The sequence below is a fragment of the Geodermatophilus sp. SYSU D00691 genome, from assembly GCF_054050275.1.
Genome location: NZ_JBJGYZ010000042.1, coordinates 19,540 through 42,156, shown reverse-complemented (window position 1 = coordinate 42,156; position 22,617 = coordinate 19,540). Strand labels below are relative to the sequence as shown.

General features: G+C 75.4%; 23 protein-coding genes and 1 riboswitch. Of the genes, 12 read left to right on the top strand and 11 right to left on the bottom strand.

Going from position 1 to position 22,617, the window contains the following annotated elements; translation table 11 throughout:
- Window positions 1-51: 51 nt before the first annotated feature.
- Both ACI797_RS24135 and ACI797_RS24130 read right to left on the bottom strand, forming a co-directional pair.
- Entirely contained in the window at window positions 52-339 is a 288-nt protein-coding gene (locus ACI797_RS24135) for an Lrp/AsnC family transcriptional regulator (protein WP_456862193.1), read from the bottom strand.
- Entirely contained in the window at window positions 336-2,192 is a 1,857-nt protein-coding gene (locus ACI797_RS24130; RefSeq protein ID WP_456862191.1) for a DEDD exonuclease domain-containing protein, read from the bottom strand. Before ACI797_RS24130 ends, ACI797_RS24135 begins: the two co-directional genes overlap by 4 nt.
- Window positions 2,193-2,399: 207 nt before the next feature.
- On the opposite strand from ACI797_RS24130, the gene ACI797_RS24125 reads away from it, so the two are divergent.
- The 5 genes from ACI797_RS24125 to ACI797_RS24105 all read left to right on the top strand — a co-directional run bounded on the left by ACI797_RS24125 (window position 2,400) and on the right by ACI797_RS24105 (window position 8,471).
- Complete coding sequence (locus ACI797_RS24125; protein WP_456862189.1) at window positions 2,400-4,136, top strand: D-alanyl-D-alanine carboxypeptidase family protein; 1,737 nt, start codon at window positions 2,400-2,402, stop codon at window positions 4,134-4,136.
- An 83-nt stretch (window positions 4,137-4,219) separates the two neighbouring features.
- Window positions 4,220-4,534: a hypothetical protein gene (locus tag ACI797_RS24120; RefSeq protein WP_456862188.1), complete on the top strand. Its 315-nt coding sequence runs from the start codon at window positions 4,220-4,222 to the stop codon at window positions 4,532-4,534.
- 165 nt (window positions 4,535-4,699) lie between these two features.
- A riboswitch (cyclic di-AMP (ydaO/yuaA leader) is annotated at window positions 4,700-4,878 on the top strand.
- Between the two features lie 124 nt (window positions 4,879-5,002).
- Window positions 5,003-5,992, top strand: a complete 990-nt coding sequence (locus ACI797_RS24115; RefSeq protein WP_456862186.1) for an NlpC/P60 family protein — start codon at window positions 5,003-5,005, stop codon at window positions 5,990-5,992.
- A gap of 80 nt (window positions 5,993-6,072) precedes the next feature.
- Window positions 6,073-7,338 carry a M48 family metallopeptidase gene (locus tag ACI797_RS24110; RefSeq protein ID WP_456862184.1) on the top strand — a complete coding sequence of 422 codons (1,266 nt, stop codon included), beginning with the start codon at window positions 6,073-6,075 and terminating at the stop codon, window positions 7,336-7,338.
- A complete protein-coding gene (locus tag ACI797_RS24105) occupies window positions 7,335-8,471 on the top strand; it encodes a glycosyltransferase family 4 protein (RefSeq protein ID WP_456862182.1) in 1,137 nt (378 codons plus the stop codon). The genes ACI797_RS24110 and ACI797_RS24105 overlap by 4 nt, the downstream gene beginning before the upstream one ends.
- Here ACI797_RS24105 and ACI797_RS24100 read toward each other — a convergent pair.
- Entirely contained in the window at window positions 8,459-10,252 is a 1,794-nt protein-coding gene (locus ACI797_RS24100) for an AMP-dependent synthetase/ligase (protein ID WP_456862180.1), read from the bottom strand. The genes ACI797_RS24105 and ACI797_RS24100 overlap by 13 nt on opposite strands.
- A gap of 189 nt (window positions 10,253-10,441) precedes the next feature.
- Here ACI797_RS24100 and ACI797_RS24095 point away from each other — a divergent pair, with 189 nt between their 5' ends.
- From ACI797_RS24095 to ACI797_RS24080, 4 genes are read left to right on the top strand one after another with little or no spacing between them, the layout of a single operon-like run.
- The gene (locus tag ACI797_RS24095) at window positions 10,442-10,873 is read left to right on the top strand and encodes an SRPBCC family protein (RefSeq protein WP_456539351.1); all 432 of its coding nucleotides are present in this window, start codon (window positions 10,442-10,444) and stop codon (window positions 10,871-10,873) included.
- Between the two features lie 11 nt (window positions 10,874-10,884).
- Complete coding sequence (locus ACI797_RS24090; RefSeq protein WP_456862177.1) at window positions 10,885-12,030, top strand: ArsA-related P-loop ATPase; 1,146 nt, start codon at window positions 10,885-10,887, stop codon at window positions 12,028-12,030.
- Window positions 12,027-12,341: a hypothetical protein gene (locus tag ACI797_RS24085; RefSeq protein ID WP_456862175.1), complete on the top strand. Its 315-nt coding sequence runs from the start codon at window positions 12,027-12,029 to the stop codon at window positions 12,339-12,341. Before ACI797_RS24090 ends, ACI797_RS24085 begins: the two co-directional genes overlap by 4 nt.
- Window positions 12,338-13,318 carry an ROK family glucokinase gene (locus ACI797_RS24080; protein WP_456862174.1) on the top strand — a complete coding sequence of 327 codons (981 nt, stop codon included), beginning with the start codon at window positions 12,338-12,340 and terminating at the stop codon, window positions 13,316-13,318. Before ACI797_RS24085 ends, ACI797_RS24080 begins: the two co-directional genes overlap by 4 nt.
- Window positions 13,319-13,339: 21 nt before the next feature.
- Here ACI797_RS24080 and ACI797_RS24075 read toward each other — a convergent pair whose 3' ends face one another.
- The 4 genes from ACI797_RS24075 to ACI797_RS24060 are packed head-to-tail and all read right to left on the bottom strand — an operon-like array spanning window position 13,340 to window position 16,459.
- The gene (locus ACI797_RS24075) at window positions 13,340-14,578 is read right to left on the bottom strand and encodes an ornithine cyclodeaminase, nickel-pincer nucleotide-dependent (protein WP_456862172.1); all 1,239 of its coding nucleotides are present in this window, start codon (window positions 14,576-14,578) and stop codon (window positions 13,340-13,342) included.
- A 16-nt stretch (window positions 14,579-14,594) separates the two neighbouring features.
- Window positions 14,595-14,930 (bottom strand): VOC family protein, encoded by a 336-nt coding sequence (locus ACI797_RS24070; protein ID WP_456862169.1) that lies wholly within the window; start codon window positions 14,928-14,930, stop codon window positions 14,595-14,597.
- Window positions 14,931-14,969: 39 nt separating this feature from the next.
- Window positions 14,970-15,665 carry a hypothetical protein gene (locus ACI797_RS24065; protein ID WP_456539345.1) on the bottom strand — a complete coding sequence of 232 codons (696 nt, stop codon included), beginning with the start codon at window positions 15,663-15,665 and terminating at the stop codon, window positions 14,970-14,972.
- Window positions 15,662-16,459: an alpha/beta hydrolase gene (locus ACI797_RS24060; RefSeq protein WP_456862167.1), complete on the bottom strand. Its 798-nt coding sequence runs from the start codon at window positions 16,457-16,459 to the stop codon at window positions 15,662-15,664. The genes ACI797_RS24065 and ACI797_RS24060 overlap by 4 nt, the downstream gene beginning before the upstream one ends.
- A 107-nt stretch (window positions 16,460-16,566) precedes the next feature.
- Between ACI797_RS24060 and ACI797_RS24055 the strand changes: the two genes are divergently transcribed.
- Complete coding sequence (locus tag ACI797_RS24055; RefSeq protein WP_456862165.1) at window positions 16,567-17,325, top strand: lysophospholipid acyltransferase family protein; 759 nt, start codon at window positions 16,567-16,569, stop codon at window positions 17,323-17,325.
- Window positions 17,326-17,419: 94 nt separating this feature from the next.
- On the opposite strand, the gene ACI797_RS24050 is transcribed toward ACI797_RS24055, so the two are convergent.
- Genes ACI797_RS24050 through ACI797_RS24040 form a run of 3 tightly spaced genes read right to left on the bottom strand, consistent with a single transcriptional unit; the run spans window position 17,420 to window position 20,461 of the window.
- Window positions 17,420-17,983, bottom strand: a complete 564-nt coding sequence (locus ACI797_RS24050; RefSeq protein ID WP_456862163.1) for a TetR/AcrR family transcriptional regulator — start codon at window positions 17,981-17,983, stop codon at window positions 17,420-17,422.
- A 1-nt stretch (window position 17,984) separates the two neighbouring features.
- Complete coding sequence (locus tag ACI797_RS24045; RefSeq protein ID WP_456862161.1) at window positions 17,985-18,929, bottom strand: alpha/beta fold hydrolase; 945 nt, start codon at window positions 18,927-18,929, stop codon at window positions 17,985-17,987.
- Complete coding sequence (locus ACI797_RS24040) at window positions 18,926-20,461, bottom strand: flavin-containing monooxygenase (RefSeq protein WP_456862159.1); 1,536 nt, start codon at window positions 20,459-20,461, stop codon at window positions 18,926-18,928. The genes ACI797_RS24045 and ACI797_RS24040 overlap by 4 nt, the downstream gene beginning before the upstream one ends.
- 99 nt (window positions 20,462-20,560) lie before the next feature.
- Here ACI797_RS24040 and ACI797_RS24035 point away from each other — a divergent pair, with 99 nt between their 5' ends.
- Together ACI797_RS24035 and ACI797_RS24030 are read left to right on the top strand one after the other, a co-directional pair.
- Window positions 20,561-21,457, top strand: a complete 897-nt coding sequence (locus tag ACI797_RS24035) for a short-chain dehydrogenase/reductase (RefSeq protein WP_456862157.1) — start codon at window positions 20,561-20,563, stop codon at window positions 21,455-21,457.
- A gap of 58 nt (window positions 21,458-21,515) precedes the next feature.
- Window positions 21,516-21,881 carry a nuclear transport factor 2 family protein gene (locus ACI797_RS24030; RefSeq protein WP_456862155.1) on the top strand — a complete coding sequence of 122 codons (366 nt, stop codon included), beginning with the start codon at window positions 21,516-21,518 and terminating at the stop codon, window positions 21,879-21,881.
- Between the two features lie 91 nt (window positions 21,882-21,972).
- On the opposite strand, the gene ACI797_RS24025 is transcribed toward ACI797_RS24030, so the two are convergent.
- Window positions 21,973-22,617: a class I SAM-dependent methyltransferase gene (locus ACI797_RS24025; RefSeq protein WP_456862153.1), complete on the bottom strand. Its 645-nt coding sequence runs from the start codon at window positions 22,615-22,617 to the stop codon at window positions 21,973-21,975.

Genomic DNA, 22,617 nt, shown 5'->3' with positions numbered 1-22,617 from the left:
CCCTGCAGGGTCCCGGCGTGGGCGTGCGAGCGTCGGGGGCAAGGGGTCCTCTCAGTCGGCGGTGTCGAAGCCGATGGAGAAGGCCGACTCGAGGTCGTGCTTCGAGTAGGCCCGGAAGGCGATGTGGGTGTCGGTGTCGACGACGCCGGGCACCTTGTTGATCCGCCCGGCGATCACCTCGGCGATCTGCTCGAACTCGCGCACGCGGACGACCGCGATCAGGTCGGTGTCGCCGGCGACGGAGTAGACCTCGCTGACGCCCTCGAGGTCGGCGACGGCCTGGGCCACCTCGCCGATGGAGTCGGTGGCCGCGTCGATCATCACGATGGCGGTGATCACGCCGGGGAGCCTAGCCGGGGTCGCCGGTTCGGCGCGGCCTCCGGCCGCACGCGGTCCGGGCGGGCCCGCGTGCCCAGCGAGCGGGAGTCGGCGAAGGGGTCGCGCTCGGCCCGGCCGGCCTCGACCCGGTCGAGGAAACCGGTGTAGGGACCGGTGCCCGGGGCGGGGCAGGCGAGCACGCCCTCCACCTGCACCAGCCGCGTGCCCGGCTTCTCGATCCAGCGCATGACCAGCTCGGTCTCGTCGACGGAGGCGGCGGGCTCGTCCTCGGGCCCGACGGGGGTCTCGGCGGTGGCCAGCAGGCCGGCCAGCGTGCCGCGCACGGTCGTGCCCCGCGGCGCGTTCCCCGCGGCGACCAGCCGGCCGCGGCGGACGACGGACAGCTGCCAGCCGCCGTCGCCGTCGGGACGGGCGAGCACGAGCTCGCGGACGCGGGCCAGCGACTCCAGCCGCTGGCGGCGGCGGACGGCGCGCACCAGCACCGCGATGCGGTCGCGCAGCACGGCGGCGTCCTCGTACCGCTCCTCGGCGGAGAGCCGCTCGACCCGGGCCAGCAGCGGGGCGACGATCTCGCGCGGGTCGGAGGCGACGGCGGACCGGAACACCGCCGCGATGCCGGCGTACTCCTCGACCGACTGGGCGCCGGTGCACGGCGCCCCGCAGCGGCCCATGCCGGCCAGCGCGCAGGCGGTGGTGTGCGTCCGCGGCGAGAGGCGGGCGGTGCACTGGCGCAGCGGCAGCGCCTCGTGCACCGCGGCGGCCGCGGCGTCGGCCGCCCGGCGGTCGGGGAACGGCCCGAGGAACACCCCGGCGCCCGGGCGGACCCGGCGGACGACGGAGAGCCGCGGGAAGGGCTCCTCGGTCAGCCGCAGCCACAGCGCGCGCTCGGGGAAGCGGGACCGGCGGTTGTAGCGGGGCTTGTGCTCGGCGATCAGCCGCAGCTCGCGGACCGCGGCCTCCAGGTCGTGCGCGCAGGACAGCGCCTCGACCCGCGTGGCCAGCCCGATCATCTCGGTGATGCGGCTGCGCTGCTCGCTGGCGGAGAAGTAGCTGCGGACGCGGCTGCGCAGGTCGTTCGACGTCCCGACGTAGAGCGGCTCGTCGCGCGGGCCGCGGAAGACGTAGACGCCCGGACCGTGCGGGACGTCGTCGGCCAGGTGCCGCTTGCGCCGCCGCTCGGGGTCGATCTGCCGGGTGAGCGAGGTCAGCTCCTCCAGCGACGTGATGCCCAGCGGGCCGAGCCGCTCGAAGAGCCCGTGCAGGACGTCGACGGTGGCCCGCGCGTCGGCCAGCGCGCGGTGGCACGGCTGGGTCGTGGTGGCGAAGTACGGGGCGAGGGTGGCCAGCTTGCAGTTGGGCACCTCGTCGCTGGTGAGCAGCCGCCGGGCCAGGACGGCGGTGTCGACCGACGCGGCCGGGGGCCAGGCGAAGCCGTTCTCGGCGCAGGCGGCCTTGAGGAAGCCGATGTCGAACGGCGCGTTGTGCGCCACCAGCACCGCGCCGCGCGCGAACTCGAGGAAGGCGGGCAGGACGGCGCCGATCCGCGGGGCGGTGGCCACCATCGCCGAGGTGATGCCGGTGAGGACGCTGATGTAGGGCGGGATCGCGGTGCCCGGGTCGACGAGCGTCTGGAACTCGCCGAGCACCTCGCCGCCGCGGACCTTGACCGCGCCGATCTCGGTGATGGCGCTGTCCTTGGGCGAGCCGCCGGTGGTCTCGAGATCGACGACGACGAAGGTCACCTCGGCCAGCGGCGTGCCGAGCTCGTCGATCGTCGCCTGCACGAAGCCCGGCGGGTCGAAGACGCGGGAGCCGGCCCGGGGAGCGGGAAGGGGACCGGGGGAGGGGGGCACGGGGCGGACGGTAGGTCGGGGGGCCGACAGTCCCGGGGACGCGCGCCGGGCCCGGGGGGCCGGGCACCGTTCGGCGACGGCGGGCGCCGGAGCCGCCCACGGGTCGCCCGGGAGGGGTAAAACGGCTGCTCACCTGGCGAGGAGGGAGGGACCAGGTCACGATTCCGTCGTAGGGGCGCAGCGGCCCCGTCCCGCAGAGGTGGTTGCATGCTCCCGCGCTCCCGGTGGCGCGCCCGACGCCGGTGGACGGCGATCCTCCCGGTCGTCGTCGTGGCCGCCGCGGTCGCCGTCGCGACCCCGGCCGCCGCCGCGCCGAGCGACCAGCCCGGCGGCACCTCCGGCGTCCTCGACAGCTCGGCGCTGGACAGCCTCCAGCAGCGCGCCGCCGAGGTGCAGTCCGGGCTGCAGCAGCGGCAGGCGGAGATCGCGGCCGCGCGCGAGGAGCTCGCCCTCGCCCAGCAGCAGGTCGACGCCGCGCAGGCCGCGCTCGCCGACACCGAGGGCGTGCTCGCCGAGCGGCAGGCGGTGGTGGCGCGGTACGCGGCCGCGGCCTACCGCGACGGCGGTTCGCTCACCCCGCTGACGGTGCTGCTGACCGGTGGCGACCCCGGCGACATCGTCGCGGCCCTGGGCTACCTCGACGCCGTCGACGCCTACACCGCCGAGGTGCTCGCCGCCGCCGAGCAGCAGCGGCAGGCCGCGCTGGCCGACCAGGCCGCGGCGCAGGCGGCGCTGGACGCCGCGCGGCAGCGGGCCGACCAGGTGCAGGTGCAGATCCAGGAGCTGGAGGCGCAGGCCGCCGCGGTCACCGAGGAGCTCGACCGGGCGCTCGACGTCGTCGACGACCAGCTCACCCAGCTGCAGCGGGAGCAGCTGGAGGTCAACTCGCGAACGGCGGCCAACTGGCGGGTCTACGTCGATCAGCTCGCCGCCGCCGGGGTCGTGCCGCCGCCCGCCGCCGAGCTGCTCGACCCGGCCGCGACGCTGCCCGCAGGGCTGGTCCCGGTCGCCTCGGCCGCCGGTGGCGCGCAGGCCGGCGCGGCGCAGCGGCCGGGCCAGCCGACCTCGCTGCTCGTCCTGCCCGCCGAGACCCTCGCCGCCGTCTCGGCGGCCATGGACCAGCTGGGCCTGCCCTACGCGCCGGGCACCGCGGGCCCGGACTCGTGGGCCTGCGGCTCGCTGGTTCAGTCGGTGTTCGGGGCGGCCGGGCTCCAGCTGCCGGGGGACCAGGCGGGGCTGTTCGCCGGGACCACGCCGGTCGACGCCCGCGACGTCCTCCCCGGCGACCTGGTGTTCCTCGGCACGCCCGAGTCGGGGCTCGGGCACGTCGGCATCGCCCTCGACCCGCAGACGATGCTGGCCGCCGACGCCCGGGCCGGCGCCGTCGTCGTCCGCCGGCTGCCGACCGACCAGGTGATCGGCATCGGCCGACCGAGCCTCGGCCAGCGCGCACCGGTCGCGGCCCCCGGGCCGACGGGCGGCGCGCTGCGGGTGGAGTGCGGCAACACCGTCTACCCGCCGAGCTACGACGGCGCCCGGTCGTGGGGCGGCTACCCCAACGGGCTGATCCCGCCCAGCGCGCTGTGCCCGATCGGGGTCGGCGGCCACTCGCTGCGCTGCGACGCCGCCGCCGCGTGGAAGGCGATGTCGACGGCCTTCGCCGGGACCTTCGGCACGCCGATCTGCATCACCGACTCCTACCGCACCTACGCCAGCCAGGTGCGCCTGTACGGGCAGAAGCCCGCGCTGGCCGCGGTGCCCGGCACCAGCAACCACGGCTGGGGGCTGGCCGTGGACCTGTGCGGCGGCATCGAGTCCTTCGGCACGCCGCAGTACGCCTGGATGGTGGCCAACGCCGGCCGCTTCGGCTGGCTGCACCCGACCTGGGCCGACCCGGGCAACGGGCGCGAGGAGCCGTGGCACTGGGAGTACGCAGGCACCTGACCGCCCGCCTGTCAACCCTCGCGGCCCGGAACTGTCGGTGGCCGCTCCTACCGTGCGGACGACTCACGGAGGAGAACACACCGATGCTCATCGACTGCGACACCTGCACCTCCCGCGGGACGGGCTGCGCCGACTGCGTCGTCACCGTGCTGCTGGGCGCGCCCCCCGGCTGGCAGACCGACGACCCGGTGGTCCTCGCGCTGCCCGACCGCGCTCCCGCCCGCACCGAGCCGGCCCGGACGGCCGAGGACGCCGTCGTGCCACCCCCGGGCGTGGTCGTGGAGTTCGACGACGTCGAGCGGCGCGCGGTGCGCGCCCTGGCCGAGGTCGGGCTGGTGCCCCCGCTGCGCCACTCCCCGGGCACGTCCGGCGGCGAGGACGGCCGGCGGACCGGCTGAGTCGCGGTACCCCCGGCGCCATGTGGGGCGATCACGGCGCGCCGCCGTGATGCTGCTCGCAGTGACGATCACGACAAACCCAGGGGGCCCCGTTTGTCACACCTGCATCACGCCCGTATGGTCGCTCCGTTCGACCGAGCGGTCGTCGCCCACCGGGGCGGCCTCGGACGGACACCGCCGAATCGCCGACGGCACCGCCAGGTGTCCGAGGTGAACCGGGGACCCACCGCAGTACTGGGGTGAGTTCTCACGTGCGCCGGCTCGCCGGGGCACCGAGATAGGGCACCTTTTTCTTCCCAGCCCGAACCCGTCAGCTAACTCGGTAGGCGGTCAGCTGAGGAAGAAGGAGAGCCGCCGAACGTGGCGACGTCTCGCCCTGCCCTGGGGCATGCCCACGCACCCTCCGAACCACACCGCACCACCCGCACCCGCCCCTCCGCCTGGCTCCGTTCCGGGCTGCTGCTGGGCGTGACCGCGGCGCTGACCGTCACGCTGCTGCCCGGCACGGCCGCCGCCGAGCCCGGCCGCGCGACCTCCCCCGAGCAGGCCGCCCAGCTCGTCGCCGAGGCCAGCCACCAGCTCGAGGTCGTCCAGGAGCAGGTCAACACCGCCCGCGAGGAGCTCGCGCTGCAGCAGGCCGCCGTCACCGCGGCCGAGGCCGACGCCGCCGCGGCGCAGCAGCAGCTCGACTCGCTCGACGGGCAGATCCGCCAGCTCGCCCACAGCGCCTACACCGGCGGCGACCAGAACCTGCGCGCGCTGGACGTGATGCTGACCAGCGAGTCCGCCGAGGACTTCCTCACCCAGCTCGGCACCCTCGAGGCGATCGCCGGCCACACCACCGAGGCGATCGAGGAGGTGGCCGAGGCGGCCGCCGCGGCCGAGGACGCCCGCGGCGAGGCCGACGCGGCCGCCGCGGAGGCCCAGCAGACCCTGGACACCATCGAGGCCCAGGAGGCCGAGCTCCAGGCGGACATCGCCGACTACCAGGAGCAGTACGACCAGCTGACCGCTGCCCAGCAGCAGCAGGTCGCCGCCGCGCACGGGGGCGAGTCCCTCGCGGCCCCGGCCGTCGCGCCGGCCGCCGCCCCGGCCGCCGGTGGCAGCGCCGCCGCGCAGACCGCGGTCAGCACGGCGCTGGCGCAGGTCGGCGACCCCTACGTCTGGGGTGCCGGTGGGCCGAACAGCTTCGACTGCTCCGGCCTCACGCAGTACGCCTACGCCGCGGCCGGCATCAGCCTGCCGCACTCGAGCAGCATGCAGTCGCGGATGGGCACCCCGGTGTCCCGCGACGCCCTGCAGCCGGGCGACCTGATCTTCTTCTACAGCCCGGTCAGCCACGTGGCGATGTACATCGGCAACGGCCAGATGGTGCACGCGTCCACGTCCGGCCAGCCGGTGAAGGTGGTCAGCGTCGGTTCGATGCCGGGCTTCAACAGCGCCCGCCGCATCGCCTGAGCGGCCAGGCTCGCCACGAGGGCCGGTGACCCCGACGGGGGTCACCGGCCCTCTGCGCGCCCGGACCCTATGGTGGCCGGGTGACCGTCCGCCGCGCCGCACTGGTCGCGGCGGTGCTCCTCGGCGCCGCGTTCGTCCTCGTGGTGGTCCTGCGGACCCCCTGGACCGTGCTGCCCACGCCGCCCGGCGGCTCGCCGCCGGTCGACCCCACCGCCGGGCTCCCGGCCGACGTCGTCGCCCGCGCCGACTCCTTCGCCGCGGCGATCCGGCCGGCCTCGCTGGCCAACCTGGTCCTCGGCCTGGCCGTCACCGCCGTTCTCGGCCTCACCCGGCTGGGCGCCCGCCTCGTGCGCGCCGTCGCCGCCCCGCTCGGCGGCGGCTGGGTCTGGCAGGTCCTCCTCGGCACGCTCGCGCTGGGCGTCGTCGGCCGGCTGGTCACCCTGCCGCTCGCGGTGTACGGCGAGGTGGTCCGCCACCGGTACGGGCTGTCCACCCGCAGCTGGCCGCTGTTCCTCCGCGACGTCGCGGTGTCCACCGCCATCGACGCCGGCCTGACCGCGCTCGGCGTCCTGGCCCTGGTGGTGCTCGCCCGCCGGGTGCCGCGGTTCTGGTGGGCGTGGGCCGCCGCCGGCGCGGCGGTGCTCGTGGTCGTCGGCTCGTTCCTCTACCCGGTCGTCATCGAGCCGGCGTTCAACCGCTTCGAGTCCCTGCCGGCCGGCCAGCTGCGCACCGACCTGTTCGCCCTGGCCGAGGAGAACGGCACGCCGATCGAGGACGTGCTCGTCTCCGACGCCTCGCGGCGCACGACGGGGCTCAACGCCTACGTCTCGGGCTTCGGCTCGACCCGCCGCGTCGTCCTCTACGACACGACGCTCCGGACGCTGCCCGACGACGAGATCGAGTCGATCGTCGCCCACGAGCTCGGCCACGTCGCCACCGACGACGTCCTCACCGGCACGCTGACCGGCGCGCTCGGCGCCGCGGCCGGCGTCGCCCTGTTCGGCTGGCTGCTGACCTGGTCGCCGCTGCTGCGCCGGGCCGGGGCCGACGGGCCGGGCGATCCGCGGGTGATCCCGCTGGCGCTGCTCCTGGTCGCGGCCGGCACGCTGCTGGCCACCCCGGTGCGGAACCTGGTGTCGCGGCACGTGGAGGCGCGCGCCGACGTGCACGCCCTCGACCTCACCCGGGACCCGGACGCCTTCGTGTCCATGCAGCAGCGGCTGGCCACGCGCAACCTCGCGCAGCCCGACCCCCCGGCCGCCTGGCAGTGGTTCTTCGGCAGCCACCCCACCTCCTCCCAGCGGGTGGCCCTGGCGCGCGACTGGGCGGAGCTGGACCGGCCGTGACGAGCCCCAAGACCCTGGTCGTCACCAACGACTTCCCGCCGCGCCAGGGCGGCATCCAGACCTTCGTCGCCGCGCTGCTGGCCCGCACGGACCCGGGGTCCCTCGTCGTCCTGGCCTCGCGGTCGCCGGGGTGGGAGGCCTACGACGCCGGGCTGCCCTACCCGGTGGTCCGGCGGCCGACGTCGATGCTGCTGCCCACGCCGGGGACCGCGCGGGCGGCGGCCGAGCTCGTGCGCGCGCACGCCTGCGACACCGTCTTCTTCGGCGCGGCCGCCCCGCTGGGGCTGCTCGGCCCCGGCCTGCGCGCGGCCGGCGTCCGGCGCCTGGTCGGCGCCACGCACGGCCACGAGACCGGCTGGGTGGCGCTGCCCGGCTCCCGGCAGCTCATGCAGCGCATCGCCGGCGAGCTGGACCTGCTGACCTACATCAGCGAGTACACCCGCGGCCGGCTGGCGCCCGCGCTGGGCGACCGCACCGCGCTGGCCCAGCTCTCACCCGGCGTCGACGTCGACCACTTCACCCCGGACGCCGACGGCGCGGCCGTCCGCCGCCGGCACCGGCTGGGGGAGGCGCCGGTCGTGGTGTGCGTGTCGCGGCTGGTCGCCCGCAAGGGCCAGGACGTGCTGGTGGGGGCGTGGCCGCGCGTGCTGGCCCGGCACCCCGGCGCCCGGTTGCTGCTGGTGGGCGGCGGGCCGCTGGAGAAGAGCCTGCGCCGGGCGGTCACGGCCGCCGGGCTCGAGGGGTCCGTCGTCCTCGCCGGGCCCGTGCCGCCGGCGGAGCTGCCGGCCCACTACGCCGCCGGGGACGTGTTCGCCATGCCGTGCCGGACCCGCCGCGGCGGGCTCGACGTGGAGGGGCTGGGCATGGTGTTCCTCGAGGCGGCGGCCTGCGGCCGGCCGGTGGTGGCCGGCACCTCCGGCGGCGCCCCGGAGGCCGTCCGGGACGGCGTCACCGGGCACGTGGTCGAACCCCGCTCACCGGCCGCGGTGGCGACGGCGATCAGCGGGCTGCTCGACGACCCGGCGAAGGCCGCGGCGATGGGCGCGGCCGGCCGGGCGTGGGTCGAGCAGCGCTGGTCGTGGGCGCACATCGCCGCCACCTTCGAGCGGCTGCTCGCCGGTCAGCGGGAGTAGAGCGCCTCGACCTCGGCGCCGTGCTCCTTGAGGACGACGGCGCGCTTGAGCTTCAGGCTCGGCGTCAGCATGCCGTTCTCCTCGGTGAAGTCCGAGCCGAGGACGCGGTACTTCTTGATCGCCTCGGCGTTGGAGACGGCCTTGTTGGCCTCGGCCACCGCGGCGTCGAGCTCCTTGATCAGGTCCTCGTCGTCGCGCAGCTGCTCGACGGTGGTGTCCTCCGGCTTGCCGCGCTGGTCGAGCCAGGCCGGCAGGGCCTCCTCGTCGAGGGTGATGAGCGCGGCGATGAACGGCCGCTGGTCGCCGACGACGATGCACTGGCTGACCAGCGCGTGCGCGCGGAGGCGGTCCTCGAGGACGGCGGGGGCGACGTTCTTGCCGCCCGCGGTCACCAGGATCTCCTTCTTGCGGCCGGTGATCTTGAGGAAGCCGTCGCCGTCGATCTCGCCGAGGTCGCCGGTGTGGAACCAGCCCTCGTCGTCGATGGCCTCCTTAGTGGCCTGCTCGTTCTGCCAGTAGCCGCGCATCACGATGCCGCCCTTGATGAGGATCTCGCCGTCTTCGGCGATGGCGGCGGAGACGCCGGGCAGCGGGCGGCCCACGGTGCCGATCCGGAAGGCCTCGTCGTGGTTGACCGAGGCGGCCGCGGTGGTCTCGGTGAGCCCGTAGCCCTCGTACACCGTGACGCCGATGCCCCGGTAGAAGTGGCCGAGCCGCTCGCCGAGCGGGGCGCCGCCGGAGACCGCGCCGATGCAGCGGCCGCCGAGCGCGGCGCGCAGCTTGCCGTAGACCAGCTTGTCGAACAGCGCGTGCTGGGCGCGCAGGGCGAGGCCGGGGCCGCCGTTGTCCTGCGCCCGCGACCAGTCGATGGCCACCCGGGCGGCCTTGTCGAAGATCTTGCCCTTGCCGCCGGCGTCGGCGGTGGCCTTGGCCTGGTTGTAGACCTTCTCGAACACCCGCGGGACGGCGAGCACGAACGTCGGCTTGAACTCGCCGAGGTCGGCCACCAGGTTCTTGACGTCGGGGGTGTGCCCGACGACGGTGCGGGTCTTCACGGCGCCGACCTGCAGCACCCGGGCCAGGACGTGGGCCAGCGGGATGAACAGCAGCAGCGAGCCCTCGACCGACAGGAACCGGCCGAGCAGCGTCATGCCGTTGTTGATCTCGAAGAGGAAGTTGCCGTGGGTCAGCTCGCAGCCCTTGGGCCGGCCGGTGGTGCCGCTGGTGTAGATGAGCGTGGCCAGGCTGTCGGCGCCGAGCGTCGCCCGGCGGGCCTCGAGCTCGCTGTCGGGGACGTCCCCGCCGGCCGCGGTCAGCGTGCCGACCACGTCGTCGTCCATGACCCACACCGGGCCGAGCTCCGGGGCCTGGTCGCGCACCGACTCCATGGTCTCGGCGTGCTCGGCCCGCTCGACGATCGCGGCCTTGGCGGCGGAGTCGGTCAGGATCCAGGCCACCTGGTCGGCGCTGGAGGTCTCGTACACCGGCACGGTGACGGCGCCGGCGGCCCAGATGCCGAAGTCGCAGACGGTCCACTCGTAGCGGGTGCGCGCCTGCAGCGCGACCCGGTCGCCGGGGCCGACACCCGCGGCGATGAGCCCCTTGGCCACGCCGGCGACCTGGTCGGCGAACTGCTTCCAGGTGACGTCCCGCCACTGGCCGTCGCGGTGGACGCGGTACCCGACCTCGTCGCCGTGCTCGGCGACGTTGGCGGCCAGCAGGTCGGGGATGGCCTCGCCGGGGCCGACCTCCGTGGTCGCGGGGACGCTGAACTCGCGCACGCCTGGTCCTCTCCTCCCGGACCCTCCATCGGGCGCCGTCGCCCGCGGATCCGAGTACGGGTCTCGATCAATCTAACTGCAAAGTCCCCGAGCGTCCTACTCGTGAGTAGCCGGAGGACCCACCCGTGGGTGGCAGAGGGGTCCCCACCGCCCCCGTGCAGCGCCCGCCGAGCGGTTAGCCTGCCCTCCATGGCCGACCAGTCCACCCAGTCGATCGTCGTCGATGCGCCCGCGGCCGACGTCATGGCGGTCATCGCCGACTTCCCCGCCTACCCGCAGTGGGTCGCCGCCGCGAAGAAGGTGGAGGTGGTCGAGGACGGCCCCGACGGCCGGGCCCGGCGCGTGCACTTCGTGCTCGACGCCGGCGCGGTGAAGGACGACTACGTCCTCGACTACACGTGGGACGGCGACCGCCAGGTCTCCTGGACGCTGGTCAAGGGCCAGATGCAGAAGCGCCAGGACGGCTCCTACACGCTGGTGGAGAAGGACGGCGCCACCGAGGTCACCTACTCCATCACCATCGACCTCTCGATCCCGATGCTCGGGATGATCAAGCGCAAGGCCGAGAAGGTCATCCTCGACACGGCGCTCAAGGAGCTCAAGAAGCGCGTGGAGAGCTGACCGGCGGGCCGATGCGCACGCTGCTGTTCACCGGGCCGGGCGGCGCCGGGACGTCGACGACGGCCGCGGCCGCGGCCGTGCGGGCCGCCCGCGGCGGTGCCCGCACGCTGCTGGTGACCCGCCAGGCGCCGCCGGTCGCCGGGCTGGCCGCGGTCGCCGGGCTCGAGCTGGCCGTCGTCGACGCGCAGGCCGCCGCCGAGCAGGCCTGGCGGACGCACGCCGCCACCCTCGCGGCGCTGGTGCCGCAGGTGGACCTGCCGCCGGCCAGCTCGGTCGTCCCGCCGCCCGGGGCCGCGGAGCTGGCCGTGCTCGCCGCCCTCGACCGCGCCGACGCCGACGTCGTCGTCCTCGACGCCGGCCCGCTGGAGGCCGGCACCGCCCTGGTCGCGCTGCCCACCACGCTGCGCTGGTGGCTCGACGTCGCGCTGCCGCCGCGGATCCGGGCGCTGGCCGCCATCCGCACCGCCGCCGTCCGCTCCGGTGCCGCCCGGTCGGGGCCGGTCGACGCCGTGCTCTCCGCCGTCCCCGCCGTCGAGCAGCTGCTCGCCCGGGTCCGCCCGGCCGATCCCGCCGCCACCTCCGTCGTCCTCACCGCCACCGGCCGGCCTGCGGCCGTGCGCGCGCTGCGCGCCGCGGCCACGACGCTCGGTCTGCTCGGCCAGCGGCCGGCGGCGGTCGTCGCCCGGGAGCTGCCCGGGGGCCCGGGGGAGTGGTGGGCCGGCCGGCTCGCCGAGCAGGAGGCGGTGCTCGCCGACCTCGCCGCGATCGCGCCCCTGCGCCGGGTGCCCGAGTCGGCGGCGACCCCGGCGGACGTCGACGGGCTGGGCCCGCTGCTGGACGCGCTCGAGCTGCCCGACCCGGCCCCGCTGCCGGCGCCCGCTCCCGAGCGGCTGGACGGGACCTGGCGGCTGGTGCTGCCCCTGCCCTTCGCCGAGCGCGACCGGGTGGAGCTGACCCGCTGGGCCGACGACCTGGTCGTCACCGCGGCCGGCGTCCGCCGCTCGGTCCGCCTGGACGCCCTGCTGCGCCGCTGCGCGGTGACCGGCGGCCGGCTGGCCGACCCGGGCACCGCCCAGGCGCGCCTCGAGGTCACCTTCGCCCCGGATCCCCGGCTCTGGCCGGCCGATCTGCTTCCCGCCGAGGAGAGTTCCCCATGACGACCGGTGCCGACTGGGCCGAGCAGGCCCGCCGCCTGCTGGAGGCCGTGAAGGAGGCGGCGCAGACCGAGACGGCCGAGCACGACCCGGCCGCCGGCGAGTGCAAGTGGTGCCCCCACTGCCAGGTGCTGGCCGTGCTGCGCGGCGACCGGCCCGAAGTGACGGCGGCGCTCGACGACGTGCTCGCCACGGCCTCGGCGGCGCTGCGCTCGTTCTCCGGCGAGACACCGGCGCAGGAGCCCCCCGGCCACGAGGACGACCCCTCGCACAGCGATCCCGCGCCCGAGGTGCAGCGGATCGAGATCGCGTGATCCCGGCCGCGCAGCAGCCCGCGGTCGGCGTCGACATCGGTGGCACCAAGGTGGCCGGTGGCCTGGTCGCCCCGGACGGGCGGGTGCTCGACACCGCCCGGCGGGCGACGCCCGGTGCCTCGGTGACCGAGACCGAGGACGCGATCGCCGGCGTGGTCGCCGACCTGCTGGGGCGGGCCGAGGGGCCGGTCGTCGGGGTGGGCGTCGGCGCGGCCGGCTGGTTCGACCGCACCGGCGACACCGTGCTGTTCAGCCCGCACCTGGCCTGGCGGCACTCCACCCTGCGCCAGGACCTCGCCGCCCGGCTGCGGCTGCCGCTGTGGGTGGGCAACGACGCCGACGCCGCCGCCTGGGCCGAGTACCGCTACGGCGCCGCCCGCGGCGCGGACCTGGCGCTGATGATCACGCTCGGTACCGGCATCGGCGGCGGCATCGTGATGGACGGCCGGCTGCAGCGCGGCTCGCACGGGGTGGCCGGCGAGTGGGGGCACATGCGCGTGGTCCCCGACGGGCGGCTGTGCGCGTGCGGCAACCGCGGCTGCTGGGAGCAGTACGCGAGCGGCACCGCCCTGGGCCAGACGGCGCGGGAGGTCGCCGCGTCGTCCCCGGCCGCCGCGGGCCGGCTGCTGGAGCGGGTGGACGGCGTCGCCGCCCGGCTGACCGGCGAGCACGTCGCCGCGGCCGCCGCCGACGGCGACGCCCTGGCGCTGGAGCTGGTCACCGAGGTCGGCACCTGGCTCGGGCAGGGCATCGCCGACCTCGCCGCCGTCCTCGACCCGGAGGTGGTGGTCATCGGCGGCGGCGTGAGCAAGCTGGGGGAGCTGGTCCTCGCCCCGGCGCGCCACCGCCTGGAGCGGGCGCTGCCCGGCCGCGGCTTCCGGCCCGGGCCGCGGGTGGTCGCCGCCGAGCTGGGGCCGCAGGCGGGGCTGGTGGGCGCGGCCGACCTGGTCAGGACCGGAGTGGATCCGTCGGCGTGACGCGCACCGATCCCCTCCGGATCAGGTGAGCTCGCGGGCCAGCTGCTCGAGGAACAGGCCGATGTCGGTGACGATGCCCATCGCCTGGGCGCTCCCGCGGTCGGCGAGCTTGGTGACCGTCGCCGGGTTGATGTCGACGCAGACCAGCGGCACCGACGCCGGGAGCAGGTTCCCGGTCGCGATCGAGTGCAGCATCGTCGCGACCATGATGCAGAAGCCGACGTCGTGCAGCTCGGCGCGCATCGCGCGCTGACCCTCGATGACGTCGGTGTGGACGTCGGGCAGCGGCCCGTCGTCGCGCACCGAGCCGACCAGCACGAACGGCTTGCCGGCCCGCACCATCGCGTGCATCACGCCGCCGGTGAGCACCCCGGAGTCCACCGCGGCCCGGATCGACCCCGCGCGGCGGATGGTGTTGATCGCCCGGATGTGGTGCTCGTGCCCGTGCGGCACGCCGGAGCCCTTGGCGAGGTCGACGCCGAGCGACGTGCCGTACAGCGACGCCTCGATGTCGTGCGTGGCCAGCGCGTTGCCGGCGAACAGGACGTCGACGTAGCCGGCCTCGACCAGGCGCACCATGGCCGGTGAGGCACCGGTGTGGACGACGGCCGGGCCGCCCACCCACAGCACCCGCCGCCCGGCGGCCTTCACCTCGCGCATCCGCTCGGCGATCTGCCGGACCAGCAGCGCCTGCGGCTTCTCGCTGGAGGCGACCGACGACATGAACCCGAACGCCTCCTCCTCGCCGCGGACCACCGCCGGGGGCATCTCGACGCGCACCCCGTTCGCGCCGCACACCACCCGGTCGCCGGCGCGCACGTCGCTGACCGGGACGGTGCGGACGACGACCCGGCCACCCTCCTCGCCGACCACCAGGCCGCAGTCCATCTCGGCGCGGTCGACGGCGAGCCACTCGCGGTCGAGGCGGACGAAGGTGTCCAGGTTGGTCGTGGAGTAGAAGTCCTCGGGGAAGACGCCGTCGGCCGGTGCCGGGCGCAGCGTCGCCGTCCCCGGGTCGACGGCGTTGGCGCCGTGGGTCTGCAGGCGCATGAGGATCCGGTCGAGCAGGTCGGCGTCCGCGGTGCGGACCGAGACCACCGCCCGCGACTCGTCCTCGTGCTCGCGGCCGAGGTCCAGGCTCTCGATGCGGTAGTCGCCGCCGTACTCGAGGACGTCGTCGAGGACCCGCGCCAGGATGCCGGTGTCCATGAGGTGCCCGGTCAGGGCCACGGTCGCGGAGTGCGGCGCGGTGGTGCTCACCGACCGGACGCTAGCGTCAGGCGCCCGTCACGACCACGGTGTTGCCGTCGGGGTCCCGCAGCCGCAGCACGCGGCCGACGCCGGCCGGCTCGGGGCCGTCCCGGACGATCCCCGCGGCGCCGAGCCGGGAGGTGACGGCGTCGACGTCGTCGGTGCCGAGGACGACCGTCGACCGGCCGGCGCGGTCCGGGTCGACCCAGACCTGCACCCCGCGACCCTCGCCGAGGTGCCACTCCACGAGCCCGTCCATCGGGCGGGTGTCCGGGCCGCGGCCGAACAGCGCCGAGTACCAGGACTCGGCGCGCGGGGCGTCCGAGACGGTGGCCTGCGCCAGCACGCTCGTGAAGTCCATGTCAGGGAGGACGCCCGGCGCCGGCCGGACTCATCGGTCTCAGACGACCGCGCCGTCGTCCCCGTCGTCGTCCGAACGGTCGCGCATCCGCGACACCGCGACGAACACCCCGCCGGCGACGGCGGCGACGCCGAGGAACAGGCCGAGGTCCTGGGACAGGCCGATCAGGCTCGGCGCCCAGACCAGCAGCACGCCCGCGGCGATGAGCAGGAAGGCGTACAGCGACGCCGGCGACGGCAGGCCGACCGGGGGCGGCGGCGGGGGCTCGAAGTGCTCGTCGGGCCGGTCGAGCACGTCGGGCTCGGCCGGCGGCGGGGGAGGGGGCAGCGGGGCGTCGGCCGGCGGGTCCTCGACCGGCGTCCGCCCGTTCTCGGCCTCGTAGGCGGCGACGATGCGGGCCCACTCGGCGTCCTCGTCGAGGTCCCGGCGCAGCCGCGCCCGCTCGGGGACCGGGCCGCGGGCGTGCTCGTCGGCCTGCTGGTCGACGAGGGTGCGGGCCTCGGCGCGGCGGGCCCGGTCGACCCAGAGCCGGTCGCTCGGCGGGCTGGGGAGGAACACGGTGCGGGTGTACGGGCCCACGTCGGTGGCCGGCTCGAGGTAGGCGGCGATCCCGGCGTCGTAGAGCACGTCGAGCAGATGGTCGCCGACCCGGGGGTCGACGTCGCGCAGCGGGCTGTAGAGGGCGGCGTCCAGCCCGTTGTCCCGGCGGCCCCGGCCGCGGCGCGGCTCGCTCATGCCGGCTCCGCCGCGGCGGTGCGCTCGCGGATCCACACCGCCGACCGCTCGAAGATCAGCGGGGCGTCGTTGTCGAGGGTGGCGACGTGGTAGCTGTTCTCCAGCACGACCTCGGTGGCGTCGGTGCTGGAGATGCCGGCCAGCAGCGCCGCGGTGGAGGCCGGCTCGACGACGTGGTCCTCGCGGCTGCGGAAGACCAGCACCGGCGCGGTCACCTTCGCCAGGTCGGCCCGGGTGGCGGTCCACAGCCGGCGCAGCCCGAGGACGGCGCGGGTGGGCAGCTTGGGGTAGGCGAGCTCGGTGACGCCGGGCTTCTTGATGTCGCTGCCGATCGGCGCCCAGCTCGGGGTGACCCGCGCGAGCAGGGGCAGCAGCTTGGCGTCGAGGCGCAGGGTCATCAGCGACGGGTTGACCAGCACCAGGGCCGCGACGTCGTCGGGACGCCGCTCGGCGAGCCGGATCGACAGGGTGCCGCCCATCGACAGCCCGGCCACCACGACCCGGTCGACGTCCTCCGCGAGCTCGTCGAACGCCGCGTCGACCGCGTCGACCCAGTCGTCCTCGGTGGCGAGGTTGCAGTCCTGCCAGCGGGTGCCGTGCCCCGGCAGCAGCGGGCAGCGGACGGCGAAGCCCTCGGCCGCGAGGTGCTCGCCCCACGGCCGCATGCTCATCGGCGCGCCGGTGAAGCCGTGCACGAGCAGGACACCGGTGCGCCCCTCGGGCCCGTCCCCGCCCGGGAAGGCGAACGGCTCGGCGCCGGGCAGCACCTCGGCGGGCACGTGCGGTCCGGGCACAGGGGCTCCTCCTCGCGGGTCCGGCGGGGCGTCCGGCGACCTTGCGGAACCACTCCGTTTGTCGTGGGGCCACCGGGATCCCTAGTCTGGCAGTTCCAAGAGGAGGCGTGTTGTTCTACTGGTTCCTCAAGTTCGTCGCGGTCGGGCCGCTGGCCAAGCTGGTCTTCCGCCCGCAGGCGGAAGGCACGGAGAACGTGCCCTCCACCGGGGCGGCGATCCTGGCCAGCAACCACCTGTCCGCCGCGGACTGGGTGTTCATGCCGCTGTCGCTCAAGCGACGGGTGACCTTCCTGGCCAAGCAGGAGTACTTCACCGGCACCGGCCTCAAGGGGTGGGGGCAGCGCGTCTTCTTCGCCGGCAGCGGGCAGGTGCCCATCGACCGCACCAACGCCAGCGCCGCCGAGGACGCCATCCGCACCGGCCTGCGGATCTTGCGCGAGGGCAAGCTGCTCGGCATCTACCCGGAGGGCACCCGCTCGCCCGACACGCGGCTCTACCGGGGCAAGACCGGCGTCGCGCGCATGGCGCTGGAGACCGGGGCGCCCGTCGTGCCCGTCGCGATGATCTACCGCGCCCGACGGATGCCGTTCGGCCGGAAGCTCGTGCGGGTGTGCGTGAAGTTCGGCAAGCCGCTGGACTTCAGCCGCTACGAGGGCATGTCGGGCGACCGCTTCGTCGAGCGGTCGATCACCGACGAGATCATGTACGAGATCATGACCCTCTCGGGCCAGGAGTACGTCGACGTCTACGGCGCGACCGTCAAGAAGTCGATGGACGCCACCGGCGACAGCGCCGCCGAGGTGCTGCGCCGGCTGCAGCCGCCGCAGGACGAGTCCGGCGACCGGGTCGACTCCATCGCCAGCTGATCCCCTCGTGCCGAGATCCCGTGATCTCGGCACGTGAGGGCTGGTGGGGTGCCGAGATCCCGGGATCTCGGCAGGCGCGTACCGGTCGTCCTGGTCAGCGCGCGACGAGCCGGTCGAGGACGTCGCGCAGCAGGGCGAGGAGGTCCTCGCGGGACATGCTCGGCTCGCGGGTCCACTGGCCGACGAGGTCCTCGGTGAAGGCGAACCAGGAGCGCACCAGCTGCCGCCGGCGGGTGTCGTCGGGCAGGTCTAGGGCGGTGAGCGCGACGTCGACGAGCCGCTCCCGGGTCTCCTCGTAGATCTCGGCCACCCAGGGGTCGCCGCCGGCGGCGCCGCGGACGACCGCCAGGTGCGCCTCGCGGTAGGTCTCCACCCAGCCGACGTAGCGGTCCAGCATCCCCGGCAGGTGCTCGGCGGCCGGCGTCCCGCTCGCCGGGAGCAGGTGGTCCTCGAGCAGCCGCGCGGCCGCCCGCGTCACCGCGGCGTAGTAGTCCTTCTTGGTCGGGAAGTAGTGGAACAGCAGGCTGCGGCTGATCCCGGCCCGGCGGGCGACCTCGTCGATGGTCAGCTCCTGCACGGGCGTGGTCGGCAGCAGCTCGAGCCCGATCGAGACCAGCTGCGCGCGGCGGTCGTCCGCCGAGCGGCGCGCGGAGGTCATCTCACGCCGCCGCCGGTTCCCGCACCGCCGCGGCGAGCAGCCGGCCGATCGCCTCGGCCACGAGCTGCGGCCGCTCCTGGGGGAGCATGTGCCCGGTCCGCGGGACGACCTGCAGCCGCGCGTCGGGCAGGGCCTCGGCCAGCTGCTCGCTGTGCCGCAGCGGGGTGAGCTTGTCGGTGTCGCCGACGATGACCTCCACCGGCACCCGGGCCAGCGCCGCCAGCTCGGTGCGCTTGTCGTGGTCGCCCAGCGCGGGCAGGAACGCCGTGAACGCCCGCACCGTCGAGGCGTGCATGATCTCGGCGCCGGCGAGCACCATCGCGTCGGTGGCGTCGGCGCCGTAGAGCAGGTCGCGGACGATCTTGCGGTGCCGCGGGTGCGCCGGGGGCACGGCCTGCCGCAGCCGCTCGATCACCCGGGCGGCGGCCAGCGCCGCGGTCAGCGCGCCGGGGGTGAGCCGCTGCCGGATCCGCTCGGCGCGGGTCCGCGGCTCCGGGGCGAGGTCGCCGGCAGAGGTCGAGACCAGCGCGGCGCCGCGCACGCGGTCGCCGAAGAGCTCGGGCCGCGCGGCCGCCAGGCACATGATCGTCATGCCGCCCATGGAGTGGCCGCCGAGCACCACCGGCCCGGACGGCGCCAGCCGGTCGAGGACGGCGGCCAGGTCCTGGCCGAGCTGGTCGATCGAGACGTCCGCGGTCGGGTGGGTGGGCGAGCCCCACGTCGAGCGGCCGTGCCCGCGCTGGTCGTAGCGGACCAGCCGGAGCTCGCCGGCCGCGGCCCGCGGGGCGAGCAGGTCGGCGACGTCGTCCCAGGCCGCCTGCGCCAGCGTCCAGCCGTGGGCGAGGACGAGGGTGACCGGGGCGTCGTCGGGGCCGTCGACGGTCGCGTGGAGCACGGCGCCGTCGGGGGTGCCGACGGCGGCGGTGCGGCGGAGCAGCGCGGTCACGCGGCCACCTCCAGGGTCCGGGCGGCCCGGCCGACGTAGTTCTCGCGGTCGAAGGCCGAGAGCATCTTCCGGAACCGGAAGGTGAAGTCCGGCCAGAGCGTCGAGTTGTGGCCGTGCTCGTCGAGGTACCAGCTGGCGCACCCGCCGGCGAGCCACACGGTGCCCTGCGACCGGCCGGCGATGAGGTCGCGGTAGGCGGCCATGGCCTCCGGCGTCGTCTCGAGGACCTCGAGCGCCTCGTCGTCCATGGTGCGCAGCGCGGCGTCGACGTAGGCGACCTGCGACTCGATCATGTAGACCATCGACGTGTGCCCGACCCCGACGTTGGGGCCGACCAGCAGGAACAGGTTGGGGAAGCCGGCCACCGTGGTGCTGCGGTTGGTGATGATCCCGTCGGCCCACACCTTCGCGAGGGTGCGGCCCTCGCGGCCGGAGATCTTCTCGGCGATCGGCAGGTCGGTGACGTGGAAGCCGGTGGCCAGGACGAGGACGTCGGTGGGCCGCTCGACGCCGTCCGTGGTGACCACCGAGCGCGGCCGGACCTCGGCGATGCCGGCGGTGACCAGCTCGGCATTCGGCGCGGCGACCGCCGGGTAGTAGTCGTTGCTGATCAGGATGCGCTTGCAGCCGATCGTGTAGCCCGGGGTCAGCGCCGCGCGCAGCTTCGGGTCGCGGACCTGCCGGGCCAGGTGCGCCCGGGCCACCTTCTCGACCGGCTCGAGGAAGCGGCGCTGCTTGGCCATGCCGACGACGAGCAGCTCGCGGACGGCGTAGAGCAGCGCGCGCACCGCCTTCTGGAACAGCGGCACGTGCCGGTAGAGCCACCGGGCGCTGCGCTTCACCGGGCGGTCGGTGCGGGGCACGATCCACGGCGCGGTGCGCTGGTAGACGGCGATGCTGCCGACGGCCGGTTGGATGGCCGGCACGATCTGGATGGCGCTCGCCCCGGTGCCGATCACGCCGACGGCCCGGCCCTCGAGCTCCACCGCGTCGTCCCAGCGGGCGGAGTGCATGAGGTCGCCCTCGAAGGTCTCCAGGCCGGGGATGTCGGGGTAGGTGGGGTCGGCCAGCGCCCCGGCGGCGGAGATCAGCACCCGGGCGCGGAACTCGCCGGCGGTCGTGCTGACCAGCCAGCGGCGGCTGTCGTCGTCCCACCGGGCGGCGGTGACGTCGGCGCCGAAGACGACGTGCCGGCGCACCCCGTACCGGTCGGCGACGTCCTGCAGGTAGGCCTGGATCTCCGGCTGCCCGGAGTACGAGCGCGGCCAGTCGGGGTTGGGCGCGAACGAGAACGAGTAGAGGTTCGACTGCACGTCGCAGGCGGCGCCGGGGTAGTGGTTGTCGCGCCAGGTCCCGCCGACGTCGTCGGCCCGTTCCAGGACGACGAGGTCGGTCTCGCCGCGCTGCTGCAGCTGGATCGCCATGCCCAGGCCGGCGAAGCCGGAGCCGATGATCGCGATCTTCACCTCCCGCACGGCGTCGTGGGCGGGGGTGGCGCGGATCTGCGCTGTCTTCTCCAGGGGCGAGGTCACGACGGGGCTCCTTCGCGGGTCGTCCTCGGCTTGCTGAGCACTGCTCAACAAGCTACAACTCTGTTGAGCAGTGCTCAACTCGACGCAGAGGAGCTCCCGATGGCCCGTCGTCCCCGCACCCCGCTGGCCGGCAAGTCGGTCCTGATCACCGGCGCCGCCCGCGGCATCGGCGCCGCGCTGGCCCGCAAGGCCGCCGCCCGGGGCGCCCGTGTCGCGCTGGCCGGCCTCGAGCCGGAGCTGCTGGCGCAGGTCGCCGCCGAGCTCGGCCCGGAGCACCTCTGGGTGGAGTGCGACGTCACCGACGCCGAGCAGCTGCAGGCGGCGGTCCGGCGGACGGTGGACACGTTCGGCGGGCTGGACCTCGTCGTCGCCAACGCCGGCATCGCGCCGCTGACCACCGTGGCCACCTCGTCGGCGCGGGCGCTGTCGCGGACGATCGAGGTCAACCTGATCGGCGCCATGCTCACTGCGCACGCGGCGCTGCCCGAGGTCGCCAAGCGGCGCGGGCACGTGCTGCTGGTCAGCTCGGCGGCGGCGTTCACGGTGCTGCCGGGCATGAGCGCGTACTGCGCGGCCAAGGCAGGGCTGGAGCGCTTCGGCGACGCGCTGCGGCTGGAGGTGGCGCACCGCGGCGTCACCGTGGCCAGCGCGCACCCGACCTGGATCGACACCGACCTGGTGCGCGACACCGAGGAGGCGCTGCCCACGTTCAAGGCCACCCGCGGCCAGCTGCCGGGGCCGCTGGGTGCCTACACATCGGTGGAGGCCTGCGCCGAGGCGCTGGTGCAGAACCTGGAGACGCGCGGCCGGCGGGTGTTCGTGCCGCGGTCGGTCGGCGTCGTCTCGGCGCTGCGCCAGGTGGTCACCGGCGCGCTGGCCGAGAAGGTGGCGGTGAAGGTGTCGGCCGCGCGGGTGTCGCAGCTGGAGCAGGACATCGCCGCGCTGCAGGGACGGGAGTTCGGCCGCAACTCGGTGGGTGACCGCGGCGCCGCCTGAGCGGGTCGTCGCTCGAGACCGCCGATGAGGACGCCGGCCGCCGGCAGTCTCTGCCGGCATGAGCCGGAACACCGACACCGTCGAGCGCTACCTCGAGGGTTTCCGCCGCAACGACCACGCGCAGATCCTCGGCTGCCTGACCGACGACATCGAGTGGACGGTGTTCGGCGCCTTCCACCTGACCGGCAAGCAGGCCTACGACGAGGCGATCGAGGGCCCGGGCTGGGTCGGACCGCCGCGGCTGGAGGTCGTGCGGATGGTCGAGCAGGACGACGTCGTGATGGCCGAGCTGTACGGCGAGGTGCCGCAGCCCGACGGCGGGACCGGGCGGCTGTCGATGGCGGAGGTCTTCGTGATGCGTGACGGCCTCATCGCCGAGCGCCGCGCCTGGGTCATCCCCCTGACGGAGAACACCTACCGCTGAGGGCCTGCCGCCCGACCGGGCGTGATCATCGGCAGGTGGCCGGCCGGCACGCCGCAGCGGGCAGCCACCTGCCGGTGATCATCGCGGGCGATCAGCCGGCGGGGCGGGCCAGGACCTCGACGTCCCACCGGTAGCCGGGCCGGGTCCGGAGGGTCGTGCGGGCCGAGACCGCGTACCGCTGGTGCAGGCCGCGCCAGATGTGCCGGGCCGCCGCGTCGTTGATCAGGCGGAACATCGACACGACGACCACCCCGTCGCCGGTGAGGTGCTCCTCGTAGCGGCGAACCACGCCGAGCGGGTCATCGAGGTAGTACAGGACCTCGTTGAAGACGACGACGCCGTACTCGTCGTCGGGCACGAAGGACGCCGCGTCGGCGCAGGAGAACCGCCCGCGGCCGACGTGCCGCTCCCGAGCGCGGTCGATCGCGACCGGTGAGACGTCCACGCCGCTGAAGCGCGACCGGCCGTCTCCGAGGTGGTCGAGCAGGATGCCCTCCCCGCAGCCCACCTCCAGGACCGAGCCGCCCGGGGCGAGCGCTCGGCAGTAGGCGGCCAGGACCCCGTAGCGGGGGGCCTCGTCCAGCGACCGCAGGTAGTCCCACACCCCGCTGGTGTACTGGGCGTCGAACACCCGCCGACCGCCCGCCAGCGCGCGGTACGGCGCGACCGCGGAGAGCGCCTTGCGGCCGCGCCGGTGCAGGGCCTGCGGAACCTGGCCGAGGCGGGGCGTCGCCAT

Excerpts from the sequence above, each read along its gene's own strand:
- ACI797_RS24125 (WP_456862189.1), top strand. The coding sequence starts at position 2,400 with ATGCTCCCGCGCTCCCGGTGGCGCGCCCGACGCCGGTGGACGGCGATC.
- ACI797_RS24120 (WP_456862188.1), top strand. The coding sequence starts at position 4,220 with ATGCTCATCGACTGCGACACCTGCACCTCCCGCGGGACGGGCTGCGCC.
- ACI797_RS24095 (WP_456539351.1), top strand. The coding sequence starts at position 10,442 with ATGGCCGACCAGTCCACCCAGTCGATCGTCGTCGATGCGCCCGCGGCC.
- ACI797_RS24090 (WP_456862177.1), top strand. The coding sequence starts at position 10,885 with ATGCGCACGCTGCTGTTCACCGGGCCGGGCGGCGCCGGGACGTCGACG.
- ACI797_RS24085 (WP_456862175.1), top strand. The coding sequence starts at position 12,027 with ATGACGACCGGTGCCGACTGGGCCGAGCAGGCCCGCCGCCTGCTGGAG.
- ACI797_RS24070 (WP_456862169.1), bottom strand. The coding sequence starts at position 14,930 with ATGGACTTCACGAGCGTGCTGGCGCAGGCCACCGTCTCGGACGCCCCG.
- ACI797_RS24065 (WP_456539345.1), bottom strand. The coding sequence starts at position 15,665 with ATGAGCGAGCCGCGCCGCGGCCGGGGCCGCCGGGACAACGGGCTGGAC.
- ACI797_RS24050 (WP_456862163.1), bottom strand. The coding sequence starts at position 17,983 with ATGACCTCCGCGCGCCGCTCGGCGGACGACCGCCGCGCGCAGCTGGTC.
- ACI797_RS24035 (WP_456862157.1), top strand. The coding sequence starts at position 20,561 with ATGGCCCGTCGTCCCCGCACCCCGCTGGCCGGCAAGTCGGTCCTGATC.
- ACI797_RS24030 (WP_456862155.1), top strand. The coding sequence starts at position 21,516 with ATGAGCCGGAACACCGACACCGTCGAGCGCTACCTCGAGGGTTTCCGC.
- ACI797_RS24025 (WP_456862153.1), bottom strand. The coding sequence starts at position 22,617 with ATGGCGACGCCCCGCCTCGGCCAGGTTCCGCAGGCCCTGCACCGGCGC.